Below are 25783 nucleotides of genomic sequence, written 5' to 3'. Positions count from 1 at the left end.
CCCGAGCAAGAGCTCCTCATGAGCGATTTCCTTGAGGAATCCGAGCTGCTCATCGACTCGATGGTGCAGTCGCGTGATTCCCTGCGGGCCTGCCCCTCAAATCCATCCGCATTGCGTGGGCTCTCCCGCGACGCCCACACGCTGCGGGGCATTCTCTTGATGGTCGATCTGCCGGCGCTCCGGGACCTCGCGTGCCGGCTGGAGGAGGCCGTCGGTACGCTGCGACGGGAGGCGGGCCGAAGCCCCGACGATGCGCTGCGGCTCGTCGACGAGGCGGTGAAGGCGCTCGCGGAGCTCAAGCGGGGCGCCGCAAAGGGAAGAAGCCACGCCCCGGCGCGAGCCGAAATGCGGGGGCACGAAGCCGTCCCCATGGCGCGGTCGCGGACGGTCCTCATCGTGGACGATAGCCGCACGGTGCTGCGCGTCGCGCAGCGCGCGCTCGAGGAAGCGGGTTTCCGCGCGCTCACGGCGAACACGCCGGCGGCCGCCGTCGAGGCGATTTCCAGGGAGCAGCCGGCGTTGATCCTGCTCGACCTGTCCATCGCGGAGCAGGACGCAGGCGTGTTGCTCGGACGGCTCTCCCGGGATGGAGTTTTCCACCGGACGCCTGTCGTTCTTTTTTCCAACCAGCCAGACACCTTGCTCCGCGCGACGGCGAAGCGCCTCGGCGCCGCGGGGCATCTGCGCAAGACGGGCGACGCGCGCGCGATCGTCGCGGCCGTCTCCGCGCAGCTCGAAAGGCCGGCACGGACATCGGGGGGATCGTGAGCACGCGTCACGACATCGGGCGGGAAATCGCCGAGCTCAAGCGACGGCTCTACGAACTCGAGCGCACCACGTCGTCGCACGAAGCCGACGAGCCGCTGCCTCTCGCGGGCGAGATCCAGGCGGTCGTCTGTCGCGTCGAGGAGACGCGGGTCGCATTGCCGCTCGACGTGGTCGAGCGGGCGGTCCCCGCGGCCGCGATGGCGCCCTTGCCCGAAGCGCCTCCGTGGGTGCACGGGCTCTTGAACCTGCGAGGTCGGGCGCTGCCGGTGCTCGACGTGGCGGCCCGGATCGAACGCCGAGCGCGAGCGCTCGACCTCGACGATCACATCGTCATCTGCCGGCACGAAGGGAAGTGGATCGGCCTCGTCGTGCAGGAGGTGCTCGGCGTGCGCACACTCGCGCTGGGAGAGCGGACGAACGGCCCGGGAGGGAGCTTGCCGATCGCGCCCTACGTGCGGGCGACGCTCCGCGATCCGAAGGGGCTCGTGTTGCTCTTCAGCCTGAGCCGCCTGATCGCCACCTCGGACATCCCGCCGCTCGAAGAGCGTGCCGAGGCGGAAAACGCGGGGCACGAGGAGACGCCCGGGCGATGAGCGGCGAGGGGGGGCTCGACGCGCTGCTCGACGCGATCGCACGCGCGAGCGGCCTGTCACCACGCGACGACTGGGCGCAGCAGGCCTCGCGCGGGCTCGAGCACATCGCGGTTCGTCGCGGCACCACGGTCGAGGCGCTCTCGCGGGAGCCTTCGGCGTGGCCCTCGCTCATGCCCGAGCTTCTGGATCACCTCACGGTCCGGGAGACGTTTTTCTTTCGGCACCATGGCCATTTCGAGTTCCTGGTCGACACGCTTCATGCGCGGCTCACCGCCGATCCGCTCGCGAACCCGTGCGTGCTCTCGGCCGGCTGCGCGACCGGCGAGGAGCCGTATTCCATCGCCATCGCCATCCACGCGCGGCTCGGCGTGAACGCGCTCGCGCGGGTCCGCATCTTCGCGGCGGACATCAGCCCCGAGGCGATCCGCAGGGCGCGCGCCGCCGTCTACGGCGCGTGGGCGTTTCGCGAGGCGCCGGCCTGGCTCTCGGTCAGCTACTTCCAGCGCGGAGAGTCCGGCGCGGCGGTGGCGGACCTCGTGCGGCGAGCGGTGACCTTCGACGTGGGACACGTGGTGCACCACGCGGCGGCGTTGCCTGCGGGCTCGGTGGACGCCGTGTTTTTCCGCAACGTCGCCATCTACCTCAGCCCGAGCGTGATCGCCGACGCGTATCGCGAGTTTCACCGCGTGCTCAGGCCCGGAGGCCTGCTCATCGTGGCGCCCGCCGATCCTCGGCCGAACACGGCGTTTTTCGTCGAAGCTGGCCACGAGAGCACGAGCATCTACCGAGCGCGCGCCCCGGGGTTCGATCCCGACGTGCCCGTGCCGTCGAGCCGCCGAGGCCGCGCGCCTCGCTCCTCGCGTACCGCGCACCTCGCTTCGACGGCGCGACCCCCACACGCTGCGGCAGGACGGCCGGCGCGCGCGGTGGTTCGCGCAGCCCCGCCGCCGCGTGTGGCCCCGCCGCCCGCGCCCGCGCCGCCCGCGCCGCCGAATCGTGATGCGGAAGCGGAGGCCTTACGCCTCGCCGATCTGAGCCAGCCCGCCGCCGTGCTCACGGTCGTCAAGGCGCTGCTCGAACAGCCCACGACCGAGCCGATCGGATACATGATCCGGGCACAACTCTCGCTGGAGCGAGGTGAGCCCGAGACCGCCGTGGAGGACCTGCGGCGGACGCTGTTCATGCGGCCCGAGCATCGACTCGCGCGCTACTGGTACGTCATGGCTCTGCAGAGAGCCGGCCAGGTCGAGCAGGCCATCACGCAGGGGCGCGCGCTGGAAGCACTGCTCGCGAAATGCGCGGCCGACGCGCTGCTCGAGGACGGCGAGACCACGGCGGGGCAGCTCCTCGACGCCGTACGGTTCGTCAAGGAAGGGCTCACATGAAACCACGACAAGAAAGCGACGCGTCGCGCGAGGAGATCCTCAAGCGGCGCGCGGAGCGCCTGGCAGCGACGGCGAGCGACGATGGGCCTCGCAGGATCGCCGCCCGGGTCGCGCTCGTCGGCGCGGGCGCGCAGCGCCTCGGGATCCCGGTCGAGGTCTTGCGCGAGATCGTCCCGATGCCCGACATCACCGCGCTGCCAGGCCTTCCGCGCTGGCTGCTCGGGATCACGCACGTGCGCGGCGAGATCGTCGGCGTCGTCGATCTCTCCTCGATCCTCGGCGCGGGTGGAGAGCGCGCGAGCGCCATGGCCGTCGTGGAGGGCGCGGGGGGGCCGCTCGGGCTTTCGGTGGAGTCCGTGCTCGGCTTCCGGGACATCTACGAGGACGAGCTTTCGGCGCAGATGAAGGCCGATTCGCAGCGTCCCATCCAGGCCATGACCAAGGATCTCGTGGCGATCATCGACGTCGCGCGCCTTCCCGTCGCGCATGACGAGGGGGAACGCCCGCGCGCGGGGACGCGGGCGATCACGGATTGAGGAAAGACATGAACTTGACGATACGCGGCAGGATGCTGGCAGGGTTTCTCGCGGTGACCATTCTCTCGGGCGTGCTCGGCATCGTGAGCGTGTACGAGGCGGGCAACCTGCGGAACGTCAGCCGGGATCTCGCGGAGAACACCGTCCCGAGCGTGGATTCGCTCGGCCTCTTGAACGCGAACACCTCGGATCTTCGCCTGCTCTACCTCAGCCACATCGACTCGACCAACGAGGGGGAGATGGGGCGCATCGAGGTCGACGTCCGGGCGATGCAGGACACCATCGACAAGAGGATCCAGGAGTACGGGCGCGACATCACCACCGACGAGGAGCGGAAGCTCCTCGACGCGTTCGTCAATGCGCATCGGGCGCACCTCGCAGAGGCCGCGCGTCTCCTCGCGAAGAGCCGTAAAAACGAGAACGAGGAGGCCCGCAAGGACTTCTTCGCCGCGGCGAAGACGCATTACGATGTCTCGAACGTCGCGCTCGACGGACTCCTCGATTACAACCGGCGCGAGGCGATGTCCGCAGCCGGTTCCGCGCAGGCCACGTACACCGAGGCGCGGAACATGTTGATCCTCGTCATCGGGTTCGTGCTCGCGGTGGCGGTCACGCTCGCCTTCTGGTTGTCGGGGACGATCGCCGCGCCCATTTCACGGCTCGTCGAGGTCTTCCGCAGGATGGCGGGGGGCGACACGGCGGGCGCCGCGGACGAGCTCAAGCTGGTCGACACCGCCACGGGCGGCGCGCAGGCGAACGACGAGGTCGGTACGCTCGTCACGGCCGCGCGCGAGATGACCGAGGGGCTGCGGACCGTGACGAAGAGCTTGCGCGAGGGCGTCGCCCGGCTCTCCTCGAACGCGACGCAGATCAGCGCGACCGCCAAGGAGTACGCCGGGACGGCGTCCGAGCAGGCCTCGGCGGTGACGGAGGTCAGCACGACCGTGGAGGAGATGAAACAGACGAGTGAGGCCGCCGCGGCGAGCGCGCGCGAGGTCGCGCAGATCTCGGACGAGGCCGCGAAGAACGGCCACCTCGGCCGCGACAGACTCTTCGAGGCGATGTCGATGATGCAGACGATCAACGAGCGCGTCGCCGGCATCGCGTCCCAGATCCTCCAGCTCTCCGAGCAGACCTCGCAGATCGCGACGATCGTCGACGCCGTGAGTGATCTGGCCGAGCAGAGCAACCTCCTCGCGGTGAACGCGAGCATCGAGGCCGCGAAGGCCGGCGAGCAGGGCCGCGGCTTCTCCGTGGTCGCATCGGAGGTGCGTAGCCTCGCCGAGCAGAGCAAGCGCGCGACGCAGCAGATCCGGGGGATCCTCGCGCAGATTCAGAAGGCGACGCAGAGCGCGGTGATGGCGACCGAGGAGGGCACGAAGCGTTGCGACGACGGGCGCCGCGCGGTCGAGGCCGTGCGTGACATCGTGGAGAACCTCGCCGTGGTGCTGAGCGACAGCGCCTCACGTGCGCGGCAGATCGCCGGCGCGTCGGCGCAACAGGCGTCCGGCGTCGCGCAGATCGCCTCGGCGCTCGGTGGCATCACGAAGGCCGCGCGGGACAACGCCACCGGCGTCCGGCAGCTCGAGGGCGCGGTCGTCGACATCGAGCGCCTCTCGCTCGACCTCAAAGCGACCAGCGATCGGTTCTAGCCGCATCCGGCGGTTGCGTAGGTCGTAGCGCGGGAGCGAGGCGGGATGAGCCAGAGCGACAACGACGACATTTGGGCGCTGTTCTGCGACGAGGCGACGGAGGCGCTGGAGGATCTCGCGCGGGTCGTCGAGCGCTTCGCGGCGTCGGAGACGCTGGGCGACGCATGGGCGCTCGAACGAGCGCTCCGGATCCTCCACAACATCAAGGGAGCGGCGCGCGTCGCGGGCAGCGAGGGCGTCGAGGTCGTCGCGCACGGCCTCGAAGAGGCGCTCGGCGCTTATCGCCGCGAGGGCGCGCCGATCGCCGACGTGATCATGCGCCTGCGCGACGGGATCGGCCTCATCTCGCGTTTCGTCGGGGGAGATGCGCCCCTCGAGGCCGCGCGTGATTTCGCGGCCTCCCTGGAGCCGGAGACGTCTGCCTCCTCCGAGCGCACGACCTCCGCGAATCCTGCCCCCGCGGGCGACACCCTGCCGGCGGCGAAGCCGGGCGCCCCGTCGAGCGTGGCGAGCGCCACCACGGTGCGCGTCGAAGCGAGTCGCCTCGACGATCTGATGCAATTCGCCGAGGAGTTCTTGGTCGCGCAGGGGCGCAGGCACGTGCGCCACGCCGAGCTCGAGCAATGCCTCCTCGAGCTCTCGCAGATCGAGCGCGCTGCCTCGGGGGAGCTGCGAGCGACCCTCGGCGAGGTCACCCGCAGGCTGGATGCCCTGGTGGAGGCGAACCGGCAGGATGTGCAGCGCTCCGGGCATCTCGTTCGCGACTGGTCGGCCGCCGTCAAGCGCGCTCGCATGCTGCCGCTCGCCGGGGCGGTGCCGCAGTGGAGGCGGACGGTGGCGGAGACCGCGCATGCCCTCGGCCGCGAGGCGCGCCTCGTCGCGGACGTGGGGGACATCGAGGTCGATCGGCAGATCCTCGACGGCCTGCGGGATCCGATGCTGCACCTCCTGCGCAACGCGGTCGATCACGGCATCGAGCCGCCCGAGGTCCGCGAGCGCCAGGGCAGACCTCGCATGGGCACGATCCGCGTGCGCGCCCGCGCGCCCGGGATGATGGTCGAGCTCGAAGTGTCCGACGACGGACGCGGCATGGATGCGACCGAGATCGGCCGCCGCGCCGTCGAACGGGGGATCTTGTCGCCGGAGCGGCTCGCGCGCATGAATGCCGTGGAGACCGCCGAAATCGTCTTTTTTGCGGGTTTTTCCACCGCGGCGTCGGTCAGCCACGTGAGCGGCCGAGGCATGGGCCTCGATATCGTCAAGCAGCGCCTCTCGGAGCTCGGGGGCCACGTCCGGATCGCCGAGCCCACGATGGGCGGGGGCACGTTCCGGATGGAGGTGCCGGCGACGGTGGTGTCGACGAAGGCGCTCCTCGTGCGCACGGCGCGCTCTGCCTACGCGCTGCCGACGGCCTACGTGGCGCGAGCGTTCCGCGTGGCCTCGTCCGAGGTGCAGGTCGTCGACGGCGTCGCGGCGGTGCCGGATGCCGAGGGCGAACCTCTGCGGCTGCGCTGGCTTTCGGCGCTCATGCAGGAGCCGCGACAAACCGATCCGGAGAAGCTCCTCGTCATTGCCCTCTCCGACGGCGCGACCCGTATCGGCGTCGTGGTGGACGAGGTCGTCGGGGAAGTGGAGTCCGTCGCCAAGGGGCTCCCGTGGAACCTCCCGCGTATTCCGGGCATTGCGGGGGCGATGATTCTGGGGAGCGGCGTCCTGGCCGTCGTCCTCGACGTGCCGCGCCTGCTCGACGTCGCGCGCGGTCGACAGGGCGAGCGCACGGAGACCGTCCACGCGGCGGAGGCGATGAAGAAGCGACGCATCCTGGTGGTCGACGATTCGCTCACGAGCCGGACGCTGGAGCGCAACATCCTGGCTGCCGCGGGGTACGACGTGGACACGGCGAACGACGGCGAGGCCGGGTGGCAAGCGCTGCAGGGGGGCACGTATGATCTCGTCGTCTCGGACGTCCAGATGCCGCGGCTCAATGGTGTCGAGCTGACGCAGCGAATTCGCGCGCATCCCAAGTTCAAGAGTTTGCCCGTGATCCTCGTGACCAGCCTGGACAGGCCGACGGACCTGGCGCAGGGGAGCGCCGCGGGGGCCGACGAGTACATCGTCAAGGGCCGCTTCGACCAGCGCAAGCTGCTCGAGGCCGTGGCGCGGCTGATATGAAGCGGCCCGCCCCCGTTCATTTCTCGACCTGACGTTCGAGGTCGTCGAGCTCCTTCTTGTAATTGTCGGTGGTGATCTCGCGGGCCGCTTTGTCCTCGTAATCAGCGGGGACGGCGATGTCTGTGTCCGCGGCGGGGCTCGCCTGGGAGGCCGCGCTCGCGGGCGCGTCGCTCGGGCTTCCCGCGCCGCCTTCGCAGCCGAGGAGGAGGCACATACCCATCCAGAGCAGATGCTTCATGAATCGCCTACTTTCGTGACTGGATGAACTTCGAATAACGCGCGTTTTCCTGTTCCAGGACCTTCTTCGCCCGCTCGGCCGTGGCCGTGTCGCCGGACTGCTCGGCGAGCTTCTGGATCCGCTCGAGCCGCGCGATACGCTCGGCGTGGTGCTTCATCTCCTGCTGGAGCGCTTCATCCATCGGCCGGCGTTTGAGCGACTCCTCCACCGCGGGCCGCTCCTTGTCGACCTGGGCTTTGCGCCGGGCGGCGCGCCCTTGGTCTTCCTCCCGTCGAGGCGCGGGCGGCGCGCCCGCATCCGGCGGCCCAGGGCGGAGCGTATCCCCGGGCTTCGCCGACGGCTCCCCGGGCTTCGTGGGCTCCCCGGGCCTGCGCGCGTTCGGATCATGGCCTTCGCCGGGTTTTCCGGCCCGCCCGCCGTGGGGCGCAGCCTCGATTCCCGGTTTGTGCGGCTGTCCTGCCGCGGGCGGAGCCGATTGCGCAAGAGCAACCCCCGGCACGATGGCCATCAACGTGGTCCACGCAAAGGCACGTCGTTTCTGCCGCATCGCCGACCTCCATCTGCATTCGCTACAATGCCCAGGCCGTGGAGGACTGCTCGAACAGGCTCCCCGACCGACGAACACAAGCATGCGCCCGTGGCATGAGCCGCGCATGAAGGCGGTCTTTGAGATTGTTAACGGGGCGCTCTGGCCCACGTTTGGCGCGAGCGGCTCGCCGGGGCTATTTGCGAACGAGCTCGATGGCCTTCTCGGGGCAGGCGACCACGCACAGCCCGCAGGCTTTGCACTGATCCGCGTTCGGCGTATAGGCGGTTTGCCTGCCGTGCGCGCGGCTCTTCAAACGCGCGAAGAACCCGAGCGCGTTGAAATCCGCATCATCCATGCGCCGCACCTCGAAGACGTCGTACGGGCAAACCTCCACGCAATCGCGTTTGCCCTCGCACCTCGCTCGATTGACGACCGGCGTATAGAGCCCAGGCTCGGCGCGGCACTCCTCGCCGGGACGATCGGGGTGCTTGGCGGCGCGGCGTGCTTTTTCCTTGTCGATGCTCTCGCGGCTCATCGCCCCCGAAGATAGGGTACGGAGGCGAGGCACGGCGTGAAGAAATGTGAAACCGCAAAGCGGCCCGTCACGCGCTTTTCCCGCCCCGCTTCTTCGCCGCCCGCTTCGGCATCGGTGCGTTCGCCCGCGCGATGAGCTCCGGCGCCCACGCCACCAATGCGTCGATGAACGCACGCACCTGCGGCGGCATGAACTCTCGCTCCGGATAAACCACCGCGATGTGCGACTCTCCCTGGAGCGCGTTCGGGAGCACGTGCACGAGAGCGCCGCTCTCGAGGTGCGGGCTCGCCAGGATCAGCGGTAAGAGCGCGATCCCGAGGCCTTCGAGCGCGGCGTCGCAGAGCAGGTAGACGTCGTTCGCGAAGAGCGCGCCCTCGATCTGGAACTTGCCGCCGGCGAACGGCCAGTGCGTCTGCGGCAGCTCCCCTCGGGCAAACCCCATGAGGCAGCGGTGGTGGCGAAGATCGCGGCGACTGCGCGGCGTGCCGTGGGCTTCGAGGTAGGCGGGCGAGGCGACCGCGAGGGTGGGCTCGCGCGCGAGCGTCCGGGCGACGAGGCCGGGTTCGAGCGCGGTGGCGGCGCGCAGCGCGACGTCGTAACCGCCGCGCTGGAGGTCGACGTGCTGGGTCGTGCTGTGGACGTGGAGACGGACCTCGGGGTAGCGCCGCGAGAAGTCACAGATCATCGCGCTGAAGCTCGTGCCGGTCATCGGCGGCACCGAGACGCGTAGCTCGCCGCGGACGGCGTCGTCGGTTTTGCGCACGCTCGCCTCGGCGTGATGGACGGCGTCGAGCACGATGCGGGCGTGTCGGTGGAGCGCCTCGCCCGCGTCGGTGAGGGCGAGGCTGCGCGTGGTGCGGCGGAGCAGGCGCACGCCGAGACGCTCCTCCAGCCGCGCGAGGCGGCGGCTGATGGTGGCGCGGGGGACGCCGAGCTCGGCGGCGGCGCGGGAGAGCGATCGGGCCTCCACGGCCTTCGAGAAGGCGAGGAGCTCGGAGGTCTCGAGGGGGTCGTCCATCTGGATCAAATCCTGTCAGGTGCTTCCAATTGTTGATGCATTGTTACAGGCGCGCGCAGTGACGACAATGCTTTTCATGAACGACAAGGCACGAACGATCGGTTACTGGGCTGCGACGGGTCTGCTTGCTTTCGCGTTCGCCGCGGGCGGCGTCGGCGATCTCTCCGGCGCCCCGCAGGTCCTCGAGGGCATGACGCACCTCGGCTATCCGGCCTACTTCGCCACCATCCTCGGCGTGTGGAAGGTGCTCGGCGCCGTCGCCCTGCTCGCCCCCCGCTTCCCCCGCCTCAAGGAGTGGGCGTACGCCGGCATCTTCTTTGATCTCACCGGCGCCGCCGCCTCCCACGCCGCCAGCGGCGATCCCGCCGGCAAGGTGATCACGCCGCTCGTCCTCGTCGCCATCGCCGCCGCCTCGTGGGCGCTGCGCCCCGAGAGCCGCAAGCTTGCGAGCGAGACGAAGCGCGAGGCCGACGCCCGCATCGGCAAGCCCGCGCTCGCGACCTGAATGGATTGCGTCCCCGAACCCCCACACCTCGAGTCTTTATGAGCGACCAACTCCTCCAGCAGATCTTCCTCGAAGCTCGTACCCACAATGGCTGGCTCGCCGAGCCCGTCGACGATGCGACCCTGCGCCACCTTTATGAGGCCCTGCGCCTCGGGCCGACCGCGGCCAATAGCGTGCCGGCGCGGATCGTCTTCGTGAAGAGCCCCGAGGCGAAGGAGCGCCTGCGCCCCTGCCTCGCCGAGGGGAACGTCGAAAAGACCATGAGCGCGCCGGTCACGGCGATCATCGCCTACGACACGCGCTTTCACGAGAAGATGCCGAAGCTTTTCCCGGCGCGCCCGACGATGGGCGAGGCCCTCGCCGCGATGCCGCCGGAGCAGCGCGACTTCCTGCTATTGCAGAACGCCTCGCTGCAGGCCGGCTATTTGATCCTGGCCGCCCGCGCGCTCGGGCTCGACTGCGGGCCGATGGCCGGCTTCGACCGGGAGAAGGTCGACGCGACGTTTTTCGCCGACCTGCCGTGGAAATCCATTCTCCTCGTCAACCTCGGCCACGGCGATCCGGAGAAGCTCTTCCCGCGCAACCCTCGCCTCGATTTCGAAGAGGCCTGCCGCATCGAGTAACCTGCAATGGTCCCCGCGGACATGGGGGATCCGCGGGGGCTACGCGCCTCGCGTCCACGGCGGCGTCGCGCAGTAAATGACCCAATTTGCCTATTATTTTCCTTGGGGCCGCTCGTGCGCGCGTGGTAGGGAGGGTGGGCGTAGACGCAAACGCCACCCAAAGCGACACGAGTCAGGGTATGAGCTCCATCCGCGCTGGTCTTGCCATTGTGCTCGTCGTGCTGGCCGCCGGCGGCCCGGCCGTCGGCTGTATCGGTCCCCAGGGTGCCGTGCAGCCGTGTCCGCCTTGTCCTTGTGAGAATTCCGCGTCGGGGGCCGGCTCCTCGGACGCGACGCCCGCCGCGGCTCGGGGCGACTTGCCGGTCCCCGATCCGGTCGTGCCCACGGGCCCCATGATCTGGGACGGCGGCGGCATCTCGAACCTGCCCACGATCGAGCCGCCGGGGAGCTGGTTCGTGTACAGCGACAAAACCGGGGGCGTGAAGAAGCCGCCTTCGGTCGAGGAGTTCACGAGCGCGATCGAGAACGGGGCGATCCACACGACGGGGAAGGGGTATACCGAATGGGGCGGCGGGATCGGCACGAACCTGTGCGGCGCGCAGATGCTCACGCCGGTGGACGGCACGAAGTACAAGGGCATCCGTTTCAAAGCGTCCGGCTCCACGCCGATGAAGTTCCTCGTGGCCACGGTGGACACGATGCCGGAGTTTGGCCGTTGCAAGAAATGTTATGACCATTTCACGGTCATCATCACCAATCTCTCGGCGGAGATGAAGACCTACGAGCTCAAGTGGAGCGACCTGAAGCAGCTTGGATGGGGTGACAAGGCCAAGCTGGATACGAAGGCGCTCGTCGGCTTGAACTGGACTTCCAAGGACGCGGTCACGTGGGACTTCACGATCGATGACGTAGCCTTCATCGAGTGAACCATGCGCTTCCGTGCCCTCGTTCGCTCGTTTGCACTCCTAACGCTCCTTTGCGGCTGCGGGCGGGGTTCGTACGATCCCACGGACGACCTCCGCCCGACCCCGCCTCCCACGGCGCTCCCGGAGAATGTCGAATTCGAGCTTCGAGCCGAGTTCGACGGCCCCTGCACGGCGCGAGCGACGATCGACGTGAACCTCGGGAACACGCCCGAAGCGTTCGTCCGGGCGGCGTATTGCCAGATTCGCGGCGCAGAGCCGAGCGCCGAACAGATCGCGACCATCTCCGACGAGCTCCGGACCCGTAACTGGGTTCGGCGGATCGACGTCGTCCGCAGCCTTTGCAACGAGGCGGGCAAGAACTGTCCGTTATCGTACTCCGATCCCTGGAAGCAGCAGGTACTGCTGACGACGCCGTGTGTGCAGAAGACACCGCGCGACGTGGGCGCCGTCTTGATGTTCTTCAGTGAATGTCCCGGCGGCGTCAATTGCGACCTCGATTGGGCCAATACCCATGCGAGCGGGATGGATTCGACCCATCGGCTCTACGCGTTCGGCGCGGCGGCGGAGGGCTACTACCATCCGGACAACGCGGGGTTTTGGAAGCGCGAGCTCTACGATGCGCGCTGGGCGGGGCTCCAGTTCTTGCTCGTGAATACGTACGGTCCGGATATCGGCAGGCTCGGGAGGTTGAGCGAGGCGCTCGCCGACATCGGCGGCATTCAGATTGCGCTCTTCGACGACACCTGGTCCTGGGGGCGGCCGCAGCAGCCGCCGCCGTGGAACGTCGCCCCCAACCTCGCCGACGCCGACGCCGCCGCGCAGGTGATCTATCAGGCGAAGTGGAAGCCGTTCTTCGAGGCGATTGCGCGCGAGCACTGGTACCTCGTCGAGGATCGCCCGTTCATCTATTTCTACAACGCGGGCACCCTGAAGCCCCTGAGCGTCGCGGCGGGCGTGGTGGCTCGGCTCAAGGAGCTCTTTGCCGCGGATTTCGGTATCGAACCGTTCGTCGCCGTGGATCGCGCGTTTTTCCTGGATCCCGGCATGCCGGCCGTCGCGGATTCGCAGTTCATCTGGGACACGTTCGGGGACGAGGACAGCCACTTCGACCTCAAAGGCGTGACGCACGATCACTTCATGGTGAAGTGGGATTCGCTGGGTCGAGATCGCCCGGGCGATCTCGCGACCCAGACCGATCGGCTCGTGAAGGGCCCGGAGCTCCTGAAAGAGGCCCTCGAGAGCTCCGCCGCGTCCGATCTGGCGGTGTTTGCCACGTGGAACGACCTCGGGGAGGGCACCGGCATCCACCGCAACTACGACTACTATCACCAGGGGCAGTGGCTCACGCCGCATGCCTTCATGAGCATTTTGCGCGCCGCGCAATGTGAGCCGTAGAAGTGGCCTAGAGCCACTTCGAGCATGGTTTCAGTTTTACCGCTGGCGCAGCCAAATTGCACCCCGAGTAAATGCTGACATTTGACCATGATTCGCATTGACGGTGCCAGCGGAGTTCGCCCAATGTGTCCACGAGCTGTTCACGACAGCGACGAACTCCCGAAACTTGCAAGGAACGGGGCGAGACCATGAAGCGTATTCCTGCGTTGCACGTGTCCATCTATACGGTCGTTTGCGCCTTGGCGTTTGCGTCGGCGTGCTCCTCGGGCACCGGTGATCCCAACGGGGGCGCCGGCGCCGCGAGCGGCAGCGGAACCGGCGGCGGCAGCAGTTCCTCGAGCAGCGCAGGCGGCAGCGGCGGCGACGGTGGTGCGGGCGGCGGCCCGTCCCCGGACAGCGTATGTTACAACAACGTTCGCGTGCTGACGGTCGACGATGCGTTCGTGGACGACTTCGAGACCGATATGGCTTTCCCCGGTTGGTACTCGTTCGCAGACACGGACGCTGCCAACTTCGACAAGATTGCCCGCGAAGGCGAGGGCGCTGTCGTGACGACCATGGCCGGCCACGTGAGCGCCACCGGCGTCAAGGCGCCGACCGATGGCGGCTTTGGCGCAGGCTTCGGTTTCGGCCTGAAAGACGCAAACGGGGCGTGTGCCGGCGTTTCAGCCTTCGAGGGTATCTCGTTCTGGGCGAAAGGCACCGCCGGCGCCGACAACGCGCTCAGGGTCCAGGCCGTGCACCCGGCGACGCAGGCCAAGGCGGACGGCGGCGATTGCGAGACGAATTGCTACAACCACCCCGGTAAGAACATCACGCTGACATCGGAGTGGAAGCAATATACCGTCAAATGGAGCGAACTCGCGGGATCCGTGCAGGTCAAGGACGTCATCCTCGGCCTGAGCTGGATCACGCCGGGCCCCGATTTCGACATTTGGATCGATGAGGTGACTCTTTTCTCGGGCACGGCGCCGACCGGTCCCATCGGCAAATGAAGCCGCGAAGCGTCGCGACCGGCCTCGGGTGGGCGGCTTTCGTGGGGCCGGTCGCGCTGATGCTCGGCCTCCTTTCGGGCTGTTTCGATCAGACGGTGAGCCACATTGACACTCCGCAGCAAGGCCCGGCGGGAACGGCAGACACGAGGCCGGTGGCCAAAGCGGCGGGAGCGCGAGTCATGGATCATGCCATCGACGAAAAGGACCTTGGACCGTTCAAGCTCAAGCCCGAGTGGAGCGGTCCGTGTCAGCGCGCGGAGGTCGTCGACGTCAATCTCGGCCACGCGCCGGAGACCTTCGTGCGCGCGGCCTATTGCCAGATCACGGGCAAAGAGCCGAGCTCGGAGGTCGTCCGTAGCTGGGCCGAGAAGCTGACGAGCCAAGCGAGGCCCCGTCGTATCGATGTCGTGCGGTCGATTTGCGAGGAGGAAAAGCGAACCTGCCAGCTCGCTTATTCCGACCCTTGGGAGAACCATCCCGAGCTCGTGGGCGCGCCGGTCAAGAAGCTGAAGCGCGACATCGGCGCCGTCTTCATGTACTTCTTCAATTGCCCGAACGAGGTCAATTGCAAGATGGACTGGGCGAACACGCACGCGCCGGGCATGGCCGAGGAGCACCCGCTGCTCGGTTTCGGCGAGAAGAAGGCCGGCTATTACGTGCCGAGCAATCCCGGCTTCTGGCGGCGCGAGCTCGTCGATGCGAAATACGCGGGCCTCGATTTCTTGCTGCTCAACACGTATGGCCCGGACATCGAAGACAAAAAACTCGAGCCGCTCGCGAAGGCCCTCGCGAGCCTCGAGGACCCGGTCAAGATCGCGTTCTTCGACGACACCTGGACCTGGGGCCAGCCCTACTTCTCCGAGGCGTGGAAGCAAAAGCCCGATCTCAACGATACGGAGACGGCGGCGAAGCGAATCTACGAGATGAAGTGGAAGCCCTTCTTCTCGCAGGTGGACAAGCGCCACTGGTATCGCTTCAAGGGCAAACCCTTCGTCTACTTCTACAACGCCGGGACGCTCCTGCCTCGTACCAAATCCGCGGCTCTCATCACGAGGCTCAAGCAGATGTTCGCCGCGGACTTCCAGGAGGAGCCGTTCGTGGACGCGGACTCCGCTTACTTCGAGGACGCGGCCATGGAGCGCGTGGCGGACGCGCGTTATCAATGGTTCACGTTCAATTCCCCGGAGCGCCGCAGCCGTTCGACGCTGAAGGGCCACATCATCGATCACGCGATGGTCAAGTGGGACGCGGTGGGACGCGATCATCCCGGAAAGCTTCCCCGCCAAACCGACCTGATCATCAAGGACGCGGTCGTTCTATCGCGCGTGCTCGAGGAGACGCGCGACTCCGAGTTGCTCGTGATCGCGACCTGGAACGACCTTGGCGAAGGTACCGGCGTCAACCGCAACTACGACTACTACTTTCATGGGCAGTGGCAACGCCCCGACTACTTCATGCAGCTCATACGGAAGTCGCAGAGCGGACGATGAAGGTCGAATACTGGCTGGCAGGAGCTCTCCTCTGCACCCAGGCCGCGTGCTCCAGTGACGGTAACGCTGGTCGCGCGTGGCTCGAAGACGGGCTCGCGGCGGCCGTGCCGTGGGCGAATGGAGCGGTACCGCTGCGAAACACCGATGGATCCCTGGTTTCGCCGTACGAACCCGTGTTTCCGCCGATCGGAGCGGGGACGCCGGATCCCGGCTCGCGCCCGGTCGATTGCAGCGGTTTGTCTGGTATCGAGCTCTCGCCATTCTGGATCGAGACATTCGAGGCCGACCCCAGCCTACCGAACTCCGTGGGTGTCGGGGAGGGGTGGTCCGCTTACGACGACGAGACCTACGGCGCCTTTCGGGTGCCGGGCGACGCGGCATGGTACCCCGGGCTTTTCGGGCGCTACAAGGAAAAATGGGGCCTCGCCGCGGATCGGATCACGAACGGACCGAGCTGTGACGGCCAGCCGAACGGCTGGGCTTTGCACTTCCGCGGCGGGCGCTTCAATTACTTCGGCGCGGGCCTCGAGCACCCGCTCGCCGCGATCGTGGCCTGTCCTTCGGGCTCCGACCTTTGTCCCCAGCCGCCTGACCCGGGCGCGACGCTCGATCCTGTGGGCCTTCCGCTCACGCGGCCCGACGGGCATGATTTCGAGCAACCGGAGCCGCACCGCTACTGGGATCTCAGCCGGTATGACGGCGTCACCTTCTGGGCACGTCGTGGTCCGGACAGCCAGCCCGGTGTCCTCGTCGCGCTTCACGACAAACACACGAGCGACGCGCTCAACCGCGAGCATCAGACATTCTGTCGTCGTATCAAGGCCTGTCGTCCCGCCTGCCAGAACGGATCGCCCTGCACGCCCGAAAACCCCGACGCGCCGGTGCCGACGCACCGCTGCTTCGATCCCGCCGTGGGCATGGCGCCGATCGCCGAGCCGGCGCTGCTCGAAGAGCTTTATCCCGTCTGTGGCCCGAGCGCGTGTCGTTCCCCGGAGTATTACTACGATCGGGACCTCGACGGCACCGAATGCAAGCCCTACGATTTCTCCGGGGCGCAAGCCGGCTATTATTGCTACGGCAGCGTGGCGCCCGCCGCGGAGCAGGAGCGTTGCGGCGACGGCTGGGTCGCGTCCATTCGACTCACCACCGATTGGCAGCTCTTCGTGATTCCTTTCAGCGAATTCCGCCAGGTCGGATTCGCCAAGCACGCGCCATTCCTGGATCTGCGCTCGATCAACATGCTCGCGCTGCAGCTCCCGGTCGGGTTCGCGGACGTGTACATCGACAACGTGACCTTCTATCGCCGCCGGTGAGGGACCCGATGAGAAGGCTTTCCGAGCTTCTGGCGCTCGTGTGGGCTCTGGGTGCCATCGTGACGGAAAGGGCGGCCTTCGCGCAGGCCCCACCGCCGAATGCGCCGCCCGCGGAGTCGCCCGCGAATCCGTCTGCGAAAGAAGAAAAACCTTCGCCGCCGCCCACGCCCCGGGCGCAGATCCCTCCGGCATTGCCGCCCAAGGGCTACATCCCGGGCTCGCGCCGTTCCATTGGGCTCGGGCTCTCCCCGTTCGCGCCGAGCGGACCGACCCTGCCCGGCGGCGCGACGATTCCTTTCAGCGTGCCGGCCGAGGAGAGCAGCGAATTCACGTTCAAGTTCAGTGGCTTCATGAGCGCTGCGCTCCGGCTCTCCATGGACGAGCGCGAACGCGCGACGCCCAGGCAATTCGAGACCACGCTGCTCGCGCCGCCGCAGACGCCCGATCTCTATGGCGCCGTGCGAGGCACGAACGCGCCGCAGGGGAGCTGGGTCGAGCTCCGATTCGATTACGGCAATGCGTACGTCAAGGCGGTGGTCAAGCTCAGCACCTGGAAGCCGTCGGCCGGAGAGACCTGGCGCGAGACCACGAGCCAGAACTTTCTGAACGAGGCCTTTCTCCTGTTCACGGCGCCCGTGACCTCGGACCTGACCCTGAACTGGACGGTGGGCGTATTCCGCAATGCATACGGCTCGCTCGGGCAATACGGGGCAGGCCAATACAACGCCGCGATCGTCGGCTCGCCGTTCGGCGTCGGCGAGACGCTCAGCGCAAAATACAAGCTCTCGAGCTCGCTCTCGCTCATCGCGGAGCACGGGCTGATGGGGCGCTTCGGCAAGGTGCCCCTCGGCGGCGGGCCGAACGTATACGACCACGACGCGAACCCCTCGCGGCCGTCGGCCCTCGTCCACCACGCCCACGTCGGCCTGGGAATCGAGGGCGACGTGCCCTTCGTGCTCGGCCTGCATTACCTCCACAACTTCGCGCAGGACGAGCGCGACCAGATCGACGACCCCAAGACCCCGTTCCTCGACGAGGGCCTGCGGCCCGACCCGAAGATGACCGTGCTCGGCGCCGATGTTCGCATGATCAACAACCACCTCGGCAATTTCGCCGTCGCGGCTTCGTACGCCGACGCGTCGTACGCGCATCTGCTCACCGGCATGAACTATTACGGCGCCGACACCGGCGAGCTCCTCACGAAGCGGCTCCTCGGTCAGCAGGGCGGAGGCACAGGCAAGCTCCTCATCGCGGGATTCGAATACAATTTCAGCTGGGCGAAGTTCCTCTGGCATCCGACGGCCTTCTGGGGAGAAGGTCCCGATCTCATCACGAGCGTGTTCGCGAACGTCGGCACCGTGATCGAGAGCCGCGACCCGAGCTTCGACGGCCGCACGCTGTACAAGCTCGGCGCGGAGGCCACGTATCGCTTTTTCTGGTGGCTCGCGATCTCCGGCCGGTACGATTACGTATCGCCGAACTCCCAGGATCGCGAGGAGAGCTTCCACGTCCTCAGCCCGAAGCTCGTCTTTCGGAGCAACTGGAACAGCCACGAGCACGTCACGCTGAGCTACACGCGCTGGTTTTACGGCGCGCATACCCACGGGGAAGCGCCGAACGATTTTACGCGCGAGGAGCTCGATAACCAGATGCTGGCCCTCACCTTCGGGATGTGGTGGTGATCATGAAGGAGCTCGTTGGTTCATGCGGACGCGGGGCGCGCGCTCTCTTCCTTTCGCTCTGCACCCTGCCTCTCGTCACGAGCGTCGCGTACGCCCAGGAGGAGAAGGAGAAGGAAAGCGTCGCTTCCGCGGACACGGGGCTCGGACTCACGCCCGGGACGCCGGTCGTCGCCACATTGCCCGGAGGAATCGGCCCGTCGTACGGAAAGAAGCCGGCGAGCGAGCAGGATTATAGCTTCGACTTTCATGGCCTCATCACGATGCCGCTGCGGCTCGGGCTGAACCAGCGCGAGGGCTTCGTGACGACCGAGCAAAAGAACCTCGTGCTCCACGCGCCGCCCGTGGTCCCCGATTACCGCGACTCGTTCGCGGGCACGAGCGTCGTGCCGCAGCCCTACGCGCAGCTCGCGTTCTCGTATGGCAATTCGATCGTGACCGGCACGGCCATCATCAAGGCGTGGACGGCCACCACCGCGGCGAGCTTTTTCGACCCCACGCTCCAGGGGGGCATCACCGACGCCTTCATCACGTTCAACCTCCCGAAGCTCGCCAAGAACACGTATCTCGCCATCAACGTAGGCGCGTTCTCGAATCGCTACGGCACGATGGGCGAATACGACGAGGGCCGCTACGGGACGGCCATCATCGGCCGTACGAATGGCGTCGGCGAGAACGTCGTCGCGCGCCTCGCGCTCGGCAACGTGGTGCTGTCCTTCGAACAAGGATTCCAGGCGCAGCTCGACAAGCCGCCGATCGGGCTCACGACGGACGGCTGGAATGGCTTCGCTGATCCGAATACCGGGACAAGCCTCGTCATGCACGAGCACCTCGGGCTCACGTACCGACGCCAGCTCACCTTGGGCCTTCATCACATGCGCGCGTGGAGCCAGGACGATCGCGCCTCGCAGGCGTTCACGCCCGACGGGACCATCACCGTGCTCGGCGCAGACATGCGCTTTTCCGCGAGCCACCTCGGCCACGTCTATGTCGGCGCTTCGTATACGGACGCCACCGACGCGCGTTCGGTCGGCCGGATCCTCTCCGTCATGAACACGCAAGGCGGGCCCGATCTGATGCGCAATTACCTCGGCCCGAACAGCGGCGGAACGGGCAAGCTCATCACGCTCGGGGCCGAGTACAGCGTGAGCCTTGCCCGCCTGCGCCTGCATCCGCGCGATTACGACGGAAAAAGTCGCGACATTATCCTCTCGGCGTTCGGAATCTACTCGCATGTGACGAGCGACGATCCGGCGTACAACGGCGACCACAAGGTCAAATTCGGCGCCGAGGGCACCTATACGCTCGCGTCGTTTTTCGCCGCGTCCCTGCGCCTCGACCATGTGAGGCCGACCAGCAACGTCGACGGGCGCGAGTTCTCGATCATCTCGCCGCGCCTGATCTTCCGGACCGACTGGCAGTCACGCAATCAGGTCGTCCTGCAGTACTCGCGCTTCGTTTACGGCTCGAACCCGCTCGTGCGGAGCGGGTATCCGGCGGTCGATGATCCCATGCTGACGCCCGACGCGGACGTGATCTCGATCTCCGGGAGTATGTGGTGGTAACGAACGCGCGGATCACGAACGCAGAGCTCTCCTCCAGTAAACGCCGAATTCCGTTTTAACTTCAGCAAGGTGGGGTGCCATGAAAACACGTGCGCTTTCGTCGTCGACCTTCGGATTCATCGTGGCGGTGGGCATGGGATTCCTCGCCAACGTCGCTTGCTCGGCCGACCCGGATCCCCCCGCCGGGAATGGCGAGACCACGGGGAGCGGCGGGACCGGCGGCGGCGCCGGCGGGACCGGCGGCGAGGCTGGTTCCGCCGGCGCCGGAGGCCAAAGCGTAGGCTCGGGCGGCGCGGGAGGACAGCCCCCGGGACCGTCGGGCGGCGGCGCGGCGGCGCCGTTCGTCGAATACGAGGCCGAGGTCATGGAGACGAACGGCGTCGTGCTCGAGCCGACCCGCGCTTTCACGCAGGTCGCCTCCGAAGCGTCGGGCAGGCAGGCCGTGCGGCTTTCCAAGGTCGGCGACTACGTGCGCTTCAAGAATCAGAGCGCATCGAATTCGATCGTCGTTCGGTACTCCATTCCGGACGGCGGCAGTGATCTCTGGACGACGCTCAGCGTGTACGTGAACGACGAATTCCGTCACAAGCTGGCCGTGACCTCGCGGTATTCCTGGACGTACGGCGACCACAACCATTTCAACCAGCCCGACCAGAACGACCCGGCCCTCGGCGTGCCGCATCACTTCTTCGACGAGTCGCGCGCGCTCCTCTCCGACATCCCTGCGGGCGCGACCGTCATGCTCCGAAAGGACGCCTCGGACGCGGCCGCCGAGTACGTGATCGATCTGGTCGACATGGAAGCGGTCGCGCCTCCGCTCCCGAAGCCCCAAGGGTTTCTTTCTCTGATCGACGATTGCGGGGCCACGCCGAACGACGGAAGCGACGACTCCGCGGCCCTGCAGCATTGCATCGATCGCGTGCAGGGCGAGGGGCATCCTGGGCTCTACCTGCCACCGGGCGAGTTCAGGAGCCTCAGCAAGCCGCTCAGCCTATCGAACATCACGGTCCGCGGAGCCGGCATGTGGCATACGACCATTTCCGGCTATTTCGCGCGCTTCGACTGCTGGGGCAACAACTGCAAATATCACGACTTCTCTGTGTTTGGCGATACGATCCTGCGCAAGGACGACTCGCCGGAGAATGCGTTCGGCGGCAACGGCAGCTCGGGCGCGTTGCTCGAGAACATCTGGATTGAACACGTCAAGGTCGGTTACTGGACGGGCGCCGACACGAATGGGCTCGTGGTCCGCAATTGCCGCATGCGCAATCTGTTCGCCGACGCGGTGAACTTCTACGGCGGAACGAGCAATTCCGTCGTCGAGTACACGCATGCGCGGAACACGGGCGACGACGCCTTCGCGTCGTGGTCACCCGCCGACAGGGCACTCAACCGCAAGAACGTCTTCCGGAAAAACCTCGTGCAGGTTCCGTGGATGGCGAACTGCTTCGGGATCTACGGAGGGGAGGACATCAGCGTCGAGGACAACGTGTGCGCCGATGTCGTGCAATATCCCGGCATCCTGATCGCGCGGCAGTTCAACTCGCATCCCTTCAGCGGAATGACACGGATCGAGCGCAACTCGCTGATTCGCGCCGGCGGCTCCGCGTACAACGAGGAGCACGGCGCCTTCAAGCTCCACGCCGCCCAGGGGGTGCTCCAGCACGTGACTGTGAACGATCTCGAAATCATTGAGCCGACCCATTCGGGGATCCACGTCGAGGGTCCGGCGGCGATGGACAGCATCTGGTTCAACAAGGTCGACATCAAGAAGCCACGAACCGCCGCGTTCCATCTGAGCCCCGGCTCGAACGGAGCGATGGACGCGGCCTACGTCGTGGCGACCGAAGCCCCGGTCGGCGTCAACGATCAATCGCAGGGCCAGTTCAAGATCCTGCCCGGCGCCGGAAACGCGGGCTGGTAGCGCTGCCGCCTCAGAGCGCCTCGCGCAAAGCCTTCCGCTCTCCGCCTTTCGCCGCGACGCTGCGCGCGTCGTCGAGCGCGAGCTCGAGCGTGAAGTTCTCGGCTCGATTCTCGAATTCCACGATACCGTCCTCGACGCGCAGCGTTCGGCCATCGAGGGTGATCTCCCTGCCGCGGAAGCCGTGGAACACGAGGCGCAGCGCGCGCCGGCGAAACTCGGCAAAGCCGCCTCCCTTCACCACCGCCGAGATCGAGACCGCCGCGCCGCGCCGCGTGAGGCGGAATGCCGTCCGATGGTAGGCGCCGCGTGAGAATGCCAGGGTGAGCCCGTCGTCTTCGTGCAGCTCCGAGGAAAACTCGCCGTCCTCGTCCGGAAGGAAGACGTGAAGCACGAGGAGCTCCGGCGCGTGACCCATCGTCGATTCCGGCGCCGACGCGTAGGTCGGGATGATGTATCCGCCGCGGGCAAACAGCGGAATTCGATCGAGCGGCGCCTTCGCGGTAATGAACCGTCCACCCGTATGACGCTCGCCCGTGTGCCAATCCACCCAGGTCCCCTCGGGGAGATAAACGCTGCGCTCCGTGCGGCCCGGCTCGCAGACGGGGGCGACCAGCAGCGCTTCCCCGAGCAGATACGCGTCCTCCGTCTCGCGTGCACGTCGATCCTGCTGGAAATCGTAGACGAGCGGTCGCGCAATGGGATCGCCCGACTCACTCGCCTGGAAGAAGGCGGTGTAGAGATAGGGAAGCAAGCGGTAACGAAGCTGGATCGCATTGCGGCATATCTCTTCCACCTCGGGACCGAACGACCAGGGATACTGATCGGGCTCGCCCCAGTGGTTGTGATAGCGGCAGAACGGCGTGAGCGCCCCGCACTGGACCCAGCGCGCGGCGAGATCCGGGCTCGGCGTCGAGACGAACCCCGGGATGTCGGCGCCGATGAAGGGTTGTCCGGAGATCCCCATCGCGAGCGCCATCGGGACGCTCATCTGGAGGTGCTCCCAGTTCGAGCAGTTGTCGCCGAGCCACTGCGCTGCATAACGCTGGATGCCTGCAAATCCCGCGCGGCTGAGGACGAACGTGCGGTGGTCGGGCCGCGCCTCGGCGAGGCCCTCGGACGTGGCCTTGGCCATCAGGAGCGCGAACTGGTTGTGATAACGCTCGTGCGGGTGATCCTCCCCGTCGCGATCGAATCGCATCGCGAACGGCTCGATGTCGCCCGTCGCGGGTTCGTTCATGTCGTTCCAGATCCCCGCGACGCCGGAGGCGGCGTGCCGAGCAATGAGCGAGGCCCACCAGGCGCGGGCCTCGGGCTTGACGAAATCCGGAAACGCCGAGCGTCCCGGCCAAACCTTTCCGATGTAAAGGTTCCCGGACTCCGTCTTGCAGAGAAGGTTCCGGGCGCGGCCCTCGTCGAACACCGGGTAGCCCGGCTCGACCTTCACGCCCGGGTCCACGATCGTGACCAGACGGAACCGGCTCTCCGTGAGCGCGTCGATGAAGCGAGGCGCGTCGGGGTATCGGGTTGGATGCCACGTGAACACGCGGTAGCCATCCATGTAGCCGATGTCGAGCCAGAGCACGTCGCACGGGATGCTGCGCTCCCGGTATTGCTTGCCGATGGCGAAGAGCTCCTCGTCGGTATAGTGGTGATAACGGCACTGATGATGGCCGAGCGACCAGAGCGGCGGCGGCGCCATCCGTCCCGTGACGAACGTGTACGCACGAAGCGCCCCGCGCAGATCCGGACCGGCGAACACGTATTCGGTGTACTGACCGCTGGCGAATGCATAACGGTAGCAATTGTCCGCGGAGAACTCGAAATTGCCCTTGTAGCCGTTGTCGATGAAGAATCCCGCGATGGCCGTCGCGCCGTCCGTGGCTCGGCAATGGTAAAAGAGCGGGATCGAGGTGTAGTAGGGATCGAACTCCGTGCTCCGACCCGTGAGCGTGTGGTCGGCCTCGTGCAAGTGGTTCAGGCGAAGCACGTTCGGATGCAGGATGTCCGTGTTCCAGAGCGCGAAGTTTCGGCCGCGTCGATCGAATGCCCCGGTTTTTTCGCCGAGTCCGTACATCGAATCGCCAGGGGCCATGCGCCGCGTCACGACGAACGCATCGTTGAGCTGCAGATACCCGCGTGGGTTGCCCTCCTCGTCGCGGTCATCCTCGAAGATCACCGAGCCGTCCTCGCGATAAGCGTCCATCGCAAAGGGATGCTTCGAGATGCGGAGACGGAGGCGCGCCGTCTCGACGACGACCTCGTCGGGTGTGTCTCGAACCTCGAACGGAGGCGGCGCTGGCATTTCGAAGCACGTCGCGAACGTCGGGCTCTCGTCGAAAGAACCTGCCTGCGAGATTTTCAGGCGCAGCACGTCCGGGAAGAGCACGTCGACCCGCACTTTCTCCTCGCCGACGCCGAGGAGGAGGCCGCGCTCTGTCTGCTCGATCCAGTCGACGTCGCCCAGCGGGGCGTAGTCGGTGCAGTCGATCGTCGTTCGCACCATCGTGCTCCTCTGTTCGCTCGATGGCTTCGAGGCCGCGCCTCGGTCGAGCGAAGTCTTCATGTTTTATTGCTCGACATGAAGCACGTCAAGACTGCTTCATGATTAAACATCATCGTTTACCGAGCGCCCTCGGCCGAGGTCGAGCCCGCGGAGATCGAGCGGTCGAGCCTCGCGTGTAGCCGCGAAATCGCGCAAATGCACGTGAATGCGCGTGTGCGCATCGCGAAATGAGTGCGTCTGTGTTTTTTTTGTTTTCTATCGGCGCTTCGTCGCGATCCGCTCGCCGACAGCGCCGGGTGCAAAGAAATGCACGCGCTCCGTGTCGATGTAGACCGGCAACGTCTCGCCCGCGCGAATGCCTGCGTGCGCGTCGACGTGCGCGACCGTGTGCGGATGCCGTTCCGTCGCGAGGACCACGTCCATCTTGTCCCCCAGCGGCTGAATCAGCGTGACGCGCATCGGAAGCGAATGGTCCGCGGTCGCAAAGCGCGCGCTCGCCTGGTCCGACATCGCCTCGGGCCGCACGCCCATCACGACGACCGACCCCGCGCGCGGCGCGAGCTCGGCGCGCGCCCATTCCGGCACTGGAATCTTCGCCGTCCCCTCGTCGAAGAGCAAGCGGTCACCCTCGCTCGAAAGCCGCCCTTCGAAGAAGTTCATCGGAGGACTACCGAGAAAGCCGGCGACGAAGCGATTTTTCGGGTGATGATAGATCTCGAGCGCGCCGTCGCACTGCTGGATGACCCCGTCCTTCATCACCACCACGCGATCCCCGAGCGTCATCGCTTCTTCCTGATCGTGGGTCACGTAGACGGTGGTCGCGTGGAGGCTCATGTGGAGCTGCTTGATCTCCGCGCGCATCTGCACGCGAAGCTTCGCGTCCAGGTTGGAGAGCGGTTCGTCGAAGAGGAAACACTTCGGCTCGCGCACGATGGCGCGTCCCAGCGCGACCCGCTGCCGCTGCCCGCCGGAGAGTGCCTTGGGCTTGCGATCGAGCAACCCTTCAATGCCGAGGATCCTAGCCGCACGCATGGCCTTCTCGTGGATCACGGTCGCGCCCTGGCCTCGCAGCTTGAGCGCGAAAACCATGTTCTCGTACACCGTCATGTGCGGGTAGAGCGCGTAATTCTGGAACACCATCGCGATGTCGCGATCCTTCGGAGGCACGTCGTTCACGACACGGTCGCCGATCCGGATGGTGCCGGACGTGAGCTCCTCGAGCCCGGCGATCATTCGCAGCGTGGTCGATTTGCCGCAGCCGGAGGGCCCCACCAGCACGACAAACTCGCGATCCGCAATGTCGAGGTTGAAGCCGTCGACGACCTTGACGCCCCCCTCGTACACCTTCACGACGTCCTTCAGAGTCACGCTGGCCATGATCGCTTCGCTCCCACTCCTCGTGGTGTCCCTTGGCGCACGAAAGCGTTGCTCGCGATGCG

Annotated in this window: 22 protein-coding genes; 16 read left to right on the top strand and 6 right to left on the bottom strand. The window is 66.8% G+C overall.

Features of this window, described 5'->3' with window-relative positions; genetic code table 11:
• Positions 1 to 18: 18 nt before the first annotated feature.
• Genes KEG57_RS13735 through KEG57_RS13710 form a run of 6 tightly spaced genes read left to right on the top strand, consistent with a single transcriptional unit; the run spans position 19 to position 7106 of the window.
• Positions 19 to 768: an ATP-binding response regulator gene (locus KEG57_RS13735; protein WP_272420224.1), complete on the top strand. Its 750-nt coding sequence runs from the start codon at positions 19 to 21 to the stop codon at positions 766 to 768.
• Positions 765 to 1361 (top strand): chemotaxis protein CheW, encoded by a 597-nt coding sequence (locus KEG57_RS13730; RefSeq protein ID WP_272420223.1) that lies wholly within the window; start codon positions 765 to 767, stop codon positions 1359 to 1361. The genes KEG57_RS13735 and KEG57_RS13730 overlap by 4 nt, the downstream gene beginning before the upstream one ends.
• Positions 1358 to 2746 (top strand): CheR family methyltransferase, encoded by a 1389-nt coding sequence (locus KEG57_RS13725; protein ID WP_272420222.1) that lies wholly within the window; start codon positions 1358 to 1360, stop codon positions 2744 to 2746. Before KEG57_RS13730 ends, KEG57_RS13725 begins: the two co-directional genes overlap by 4 nt.
• Positions 2743 to 3282: a chemotaxis protein CheW gene (locus tag KEG57_RS13720; RefSeq protein ID WP_272420221.1), complete on the top strand. Its 540-nt coding sequence runs from the start codon at positions 2743 to 2745 to the stop codon at positions 3280 to 3282. Before KEG57_RS13725 ends, KEG57_RS13720 begins: the two co-directional genes overlap by 4 nt.
• A gap of 8 nt (positions 3283 to 3290) precedes the next feature.
• Positions 3291 to 4934, top strand: a complete 1644-nt coding sequence (locus KEG57_RS13715; RefSeq protein WP_272420220.1) for a methyl-accepting chemotaxis protein — start codon at positions 3291 to 3293, stop codon at positions 4932 to 4934.
• Between the two features lie 45 nt (positions 4935 to 4979).
• A complete protein-coding gene (locus KEG57_RS13710; RefSeq protein WP_272420219.1) occupies positions 4980 to 7106 on the top strand; it encodes a hybrid sensor histidine kinase/response regulator in 2127 nt (708 codons plus the stop codon).
• A gap of 16 nt (positions 7107 to 7122) precedes the next feature.
• Here KEG57_RS13710 and KEG57_RS13705 read toward each other — a convergent pair whose 3' ends face one another.
• The 4 genes from KEG57_RS13705 to KEG57_RS13690 all read right to left on the bottom strand — a co-directional run bounded on the left by KEG57_RS13705 (position 7123) and on the right by KEG57_RS13690 (position 9426).
• A complete protein-coding gene (locus tag KEG57_RS13705; protein WP_272420218.1) occupies positions 7123 to 7344 on the bottom strand; it encodes a hypothetical protein in 222 nt (73 codons plus the stop codon).
• Positions 7345 to 7351: 7 nt separating this feature from the next.
• A complete protein-coding gene (locus KEG57_RS13700; RefSeq protein ID WP_272420217.1) occupies positions 7352 to 7891 on the bottom strand; it encodes a hypothetical protein in 540 nt (179 codons plus the stop codon).
• A gap of 175 nt (positions 7892 to 8066) precedes the next feature.
• Positions 8067 to 8408: a 4Fe-4S binding protein gene (locus tag KEG57_RS13695; protein ID WP_272420216.1), complete on the bottom strand. Its 342-nt coding sequence runs from the start codon at positions 8406 to 8408 to the stop codon at positions 8067 to 8069.
• Between the two features lie 67 nt (positions 8409 to 8475).
• The gene (locus tag KEG57_RS13690; RefSeq protein WP_272420215.1) at positions 8476 to 9426 is read right to left on the bottom strand and encodes a LysR family transcriptional regulator; all 951 of its coding nucleotides are present in this window, start codon (positions 9424 to 9426) and stop codon (positions 8476 to 8478) included.
• Positions 9427 to 9502: 76 nt separating this feature from the next.
• Here KEG57_RS13690 and KEG57_RS13685 point away from each other — a divergent pair, with 76 nt between their 5' ends.
• The 10 genes from KEG57_RS13685 (at position 9503) to KEG57_RS13640 (ending at position 21841) form a co-directional block, all read left to right on the top strand.
• Positions 9503 to 9931, top strand: coding sequence for a DoxX family protein (locus KEG57_RS13685; protein WP_272420214.1), 429 nt, complete (start codon positions 9503 to 9505; stop codon positions 9929 to 9931).
• A 38-nt stretch (positions 9932 to 9969) separates the two neighbouring features.
• Positions 9970 to 10554: a malonic semialdehyde reductase gene (locus KEG57_RS13680; protein WP_272420213.1), complete on the top strand. Its 585-nt coding sequence runs from the start codon at positions 9970 to 9972 to the stop codon at positions 10552 to 10554.
• A gap of 179 nt (positions 10555 to 10733) precedes the next feature.
• The gene (locus KEG57_RS13675; RefSeq protein ID WP_272420212.1) at positions 10734 to 11480 is read left to right on the top strand and encodes a CIA30 family protein; all 747 of its coding nucleotides are present in this window, start codon (positions 10734 to 10736) and stop codon (positions 11478 to 11480) included.
• Positions 11481 to 11483: 3 nt separating this feature from the next.
• Positions 11484 to 12875 carry a DUF5010 domain-containing protein gene (locus KEG57_RS13670; protein WP_272420211.1) on the top strand — a complete coding sequence of 464 codons (1392 nt, stop codon included), beginning with the start codon at positions 11484 to 11486 and terminating at the stop codon, positions 12873 to 12875.
• Between the two features lie 188 nt (positions 12876 to 13063).
• Entirely contained in the window at positions 13064 to 13870 is an 807-nt protein-coding gene (locus tag KEG57_RS13665) for a hypothetical protein (protein WP_272458525.1), read from the top strand.
• Between the two features lie 179 nt (positions 13871 to 14049).
• Entirely contained in the window at positions 14050 to 15360 is a 1311-nt protein-coding gene (locus tag KEG57_RS13660; protein WP_272420209.1) for a DUF5010 domain-containing protein, read from the top strand.
• Positions 15357 to 16673 carry a CIA30 family protein gene (locus KEG57_RS13655; protein WP_272420208.1) on the top strand — a complete coding sequence of 439 codons (1317 nt, stop codon included), beginning with the start codon at positions 15357 to 15359 and terminating at the stop codon, positions 16671 to 16673. Before KEG57_RS13660 ends, KEG57_RS13655 begins: the two co-directional genes overlap by 4 nt.
• A gap of 8 nt (positions 16674 to 16681) precedes the next feature.
• Entirely contained in the window at positions 16682 to 18355 is a 1674-nt protein-coding gene (locus KEG57_RS13650) for a hypothetical protein (RefSeq protein ID WP_272420207.1), read from the top strand.
• 2 nt (positions 18356 to 18357) lie between these two features.
• Positions 18358 to 19917: a hypothetical protein gene (locus KEG57_RS13645; protein WP_272420206.1), complete on the top strand. Its 1560-nt coding sequence runs from the start codon at positions 18358 to 18360 to the stop codon at positions 19915 to 19917.
• Between the two features lie 79 nt (positions 19918 to 19996).
• The gene (locus tag KEG57_RS13640; protein WP_272420205.1) at positions 19997 to 21841 is read left to right on the top strand and encodes a hypothetical protein; all 1845 of its coding nucleotides are present in this window, start codon (positions 19997 to 19999) and stop codon (positions 21839 to 21841) included.
• Positions 21842 to 21851: 10 nt separating this feature from the next.
• Here KEG57_RS13640 and KEG57_RS13635 read toward each other — a convergent pair whose 3' ends face one another.
• A complete protein-coding gene (locus tag KEG57_RS13635; RefSeq protein ID WP_272420204.1) occupies positions 21852 to 24404 on the bottom strand; it encodes a glycoside hydrolase family 31 protein in 2553 nt (850 codons plus the stop codon).
• 195 nt (positions 24405 to 24599) lie between these two features.
• Positions 24600 to 25721 carry an ABC transporter ATP-binding protein gene (locus tag KEG57_RS13630; RefSeq protein WP_272420203.1) on the bottom strand — a complete coding sequence of 374 codons (1122 nt, stop codon included), beginning with the start codon at positions 25719 to 25721 and terminating at the stop codon, positions 24600 to 24602.
• Positions 25722 to 25783: the final 62 nt, after the last annotated feature.

The sequence above is a fragment of the Polyangium jinanense genome (genome assembly GCF_028435365.1).
Note: the sequence above shows the minus strand (reverse complement) of the source record. Positions and strands in the feature narration are given on the sequence as shown.

Excerpts from the sequence above, each read along its gene's own strand:
- KEG57_RS13735 (WP_272420224.1), top strand. The coding sequence starts at position 19 with ATGAGCGATTTCCTTGAGGAATCCGAGCTGCTCATCGACTCGATGGTG.
- KEG57_RS13725 (WP_272420222.1), top strand. The coding sequence starts at position 1,358 with ATGAGCGGCGAGGGGGGGCTCGACGCGCTGCTCGACGCGATCGCACGC.
- KEG57_RS13720 (WP_272420221.1), top strand. The coding sequence starts at position 2,743 with ATGAAACCACGACAAGAAAGCGACGCGTCGCGCGAGGAGATCCTCAAG.
- KEG57_RS13715 (WP_272420220.1), top strand. The coding sequence starts at position 3,291 with ATGAACTTGACGATACGCGGCAGGATGCTGGCAGGGTTTCTCGCGGTG.
- KEG57_RS13710 (WP_272420219.1), top strand. The coding sequence starts at position 4,980 with ATGAGCCAGAGCGACAACGACGACATTTGGGCGCTGTTCTGCGACGAG.
- KEG57_RS13705 (WP_272420218.1), bottom strand. The coding sequence starts at position 7,344 with ATGAAGCATCTGCTCTGGATGGGTATGTGCCTCCTCCTCGGCTGCGAA.
- KEG57_RS13700 (WP_272420217.1), bottom strand. The coding sequence starts at position 7,891 with ATGCGGCAGAAACGACGTGCCTTTGCGTGGACCACGTTGATGGCCATC.
- KEG57_RS13695 (WP_272420216.1), bottom strand. The coding sequence starts at position 8,408 with ATGAGCCGCGAGAGCATCGACAAGGAAAAAGCACGCCGCGCCGCCAAG.
- KEG57_RS13690 (WP_272420215.1), bottom strand. The coding sequence starts at position 9,426 with ATGGACGACCCCCTCGAGACCTCCGAGCTCCTCGCCTTCTCGAAGGCC.
- KEG57_RS13685 (WP_272420214.1), top strand. The coding sequence starts at position 9,503 with ATGAACGACAAGGCACGAACGATCGGTTACTGGGCTGCGACGGGTCTG.
- KEG57_RS13680 (WP_272420213.1), top strand. The coding sequence starts at position 9,970 with ATGAGCGACCAACTCCTCCAGCAGATCTTCCTCGAAGCTCGTACCCAC.
- KEG57_RS13675 (WP_272420212.1), top strand. The coding sequence starts at position 10,734 with ATGAGCTCCATCCGCGCTGGTCTTGCCATTGTGCTCGTCGTGCTGGCC.
- KEG57_RS13670 (WP_272420211.1), top strand. The coding sequence starts at position 11,484 with ATGCGCTTCCGTGCCCTCGTTCGCTCGTTTGCACTCCTAACGCTCCTT.
- KEG57_RS13665 (WP_272458525.1), top strand. The coding sequence starts at position 13,064 with ATGAAGCGTATTCCTGCGTTGCACGTGTCCATCTATACGGTCGTTTGC.
- KEG57_RS13660 (WP_272420209.1), top strand. The coding sequence starts at position 14,050 with ATGGATCATGCCATCGACGAAAAGGACCTTGGACCGTTCAAGCTCAAG.
- KEG57_RS13655 (WP_272420208.1), top strand. The coding sequence starts at position 15,357 with ATGAAGGTCGAATACTGGCTGGCAGGAGCTCTCCTCTGCACCCAGGCC.
- KEG57_RS13650 (WP_272420207.1), top strand. The coding sequence starts at position 16,682 with ATGAGAAGGCTTTCCGAGCTTCTGGCGCTCGTGTGGGCTCTGGGTGCC.
- KEG57_RS13645 (WP_272420206.1), top strand. The coding sequence starts at position 18,358 with ATGAAGGAGCTCGTTGGTTCATGCGGACGCGGGGCGCGCGCTCTCTTC.
- KEG57_RS13640 (WP_272420205.1), top strand. The coding sequence starts at position 19,997 with ATGAAAACACGTGCGCTTTCGTCGTCGACCTTCGGATTCATCGTGGCG.
- KEG57_RS13635 (WP_272420204.1), bottom strand. The coding sequence starts at position 24,404 with ATGAAGACTTCGCTCGACCGAGGCGCGGCCTCGAAGCCATCGAGCGAA.
- KEG57_RS13630 (WP_272420203.1), bottom strand. The coding sequence starts at position 25,721 with ATGGCCAGCGTGACTCTGAAGGACGTCGTGAAGGTGTACGAGGGGGGC.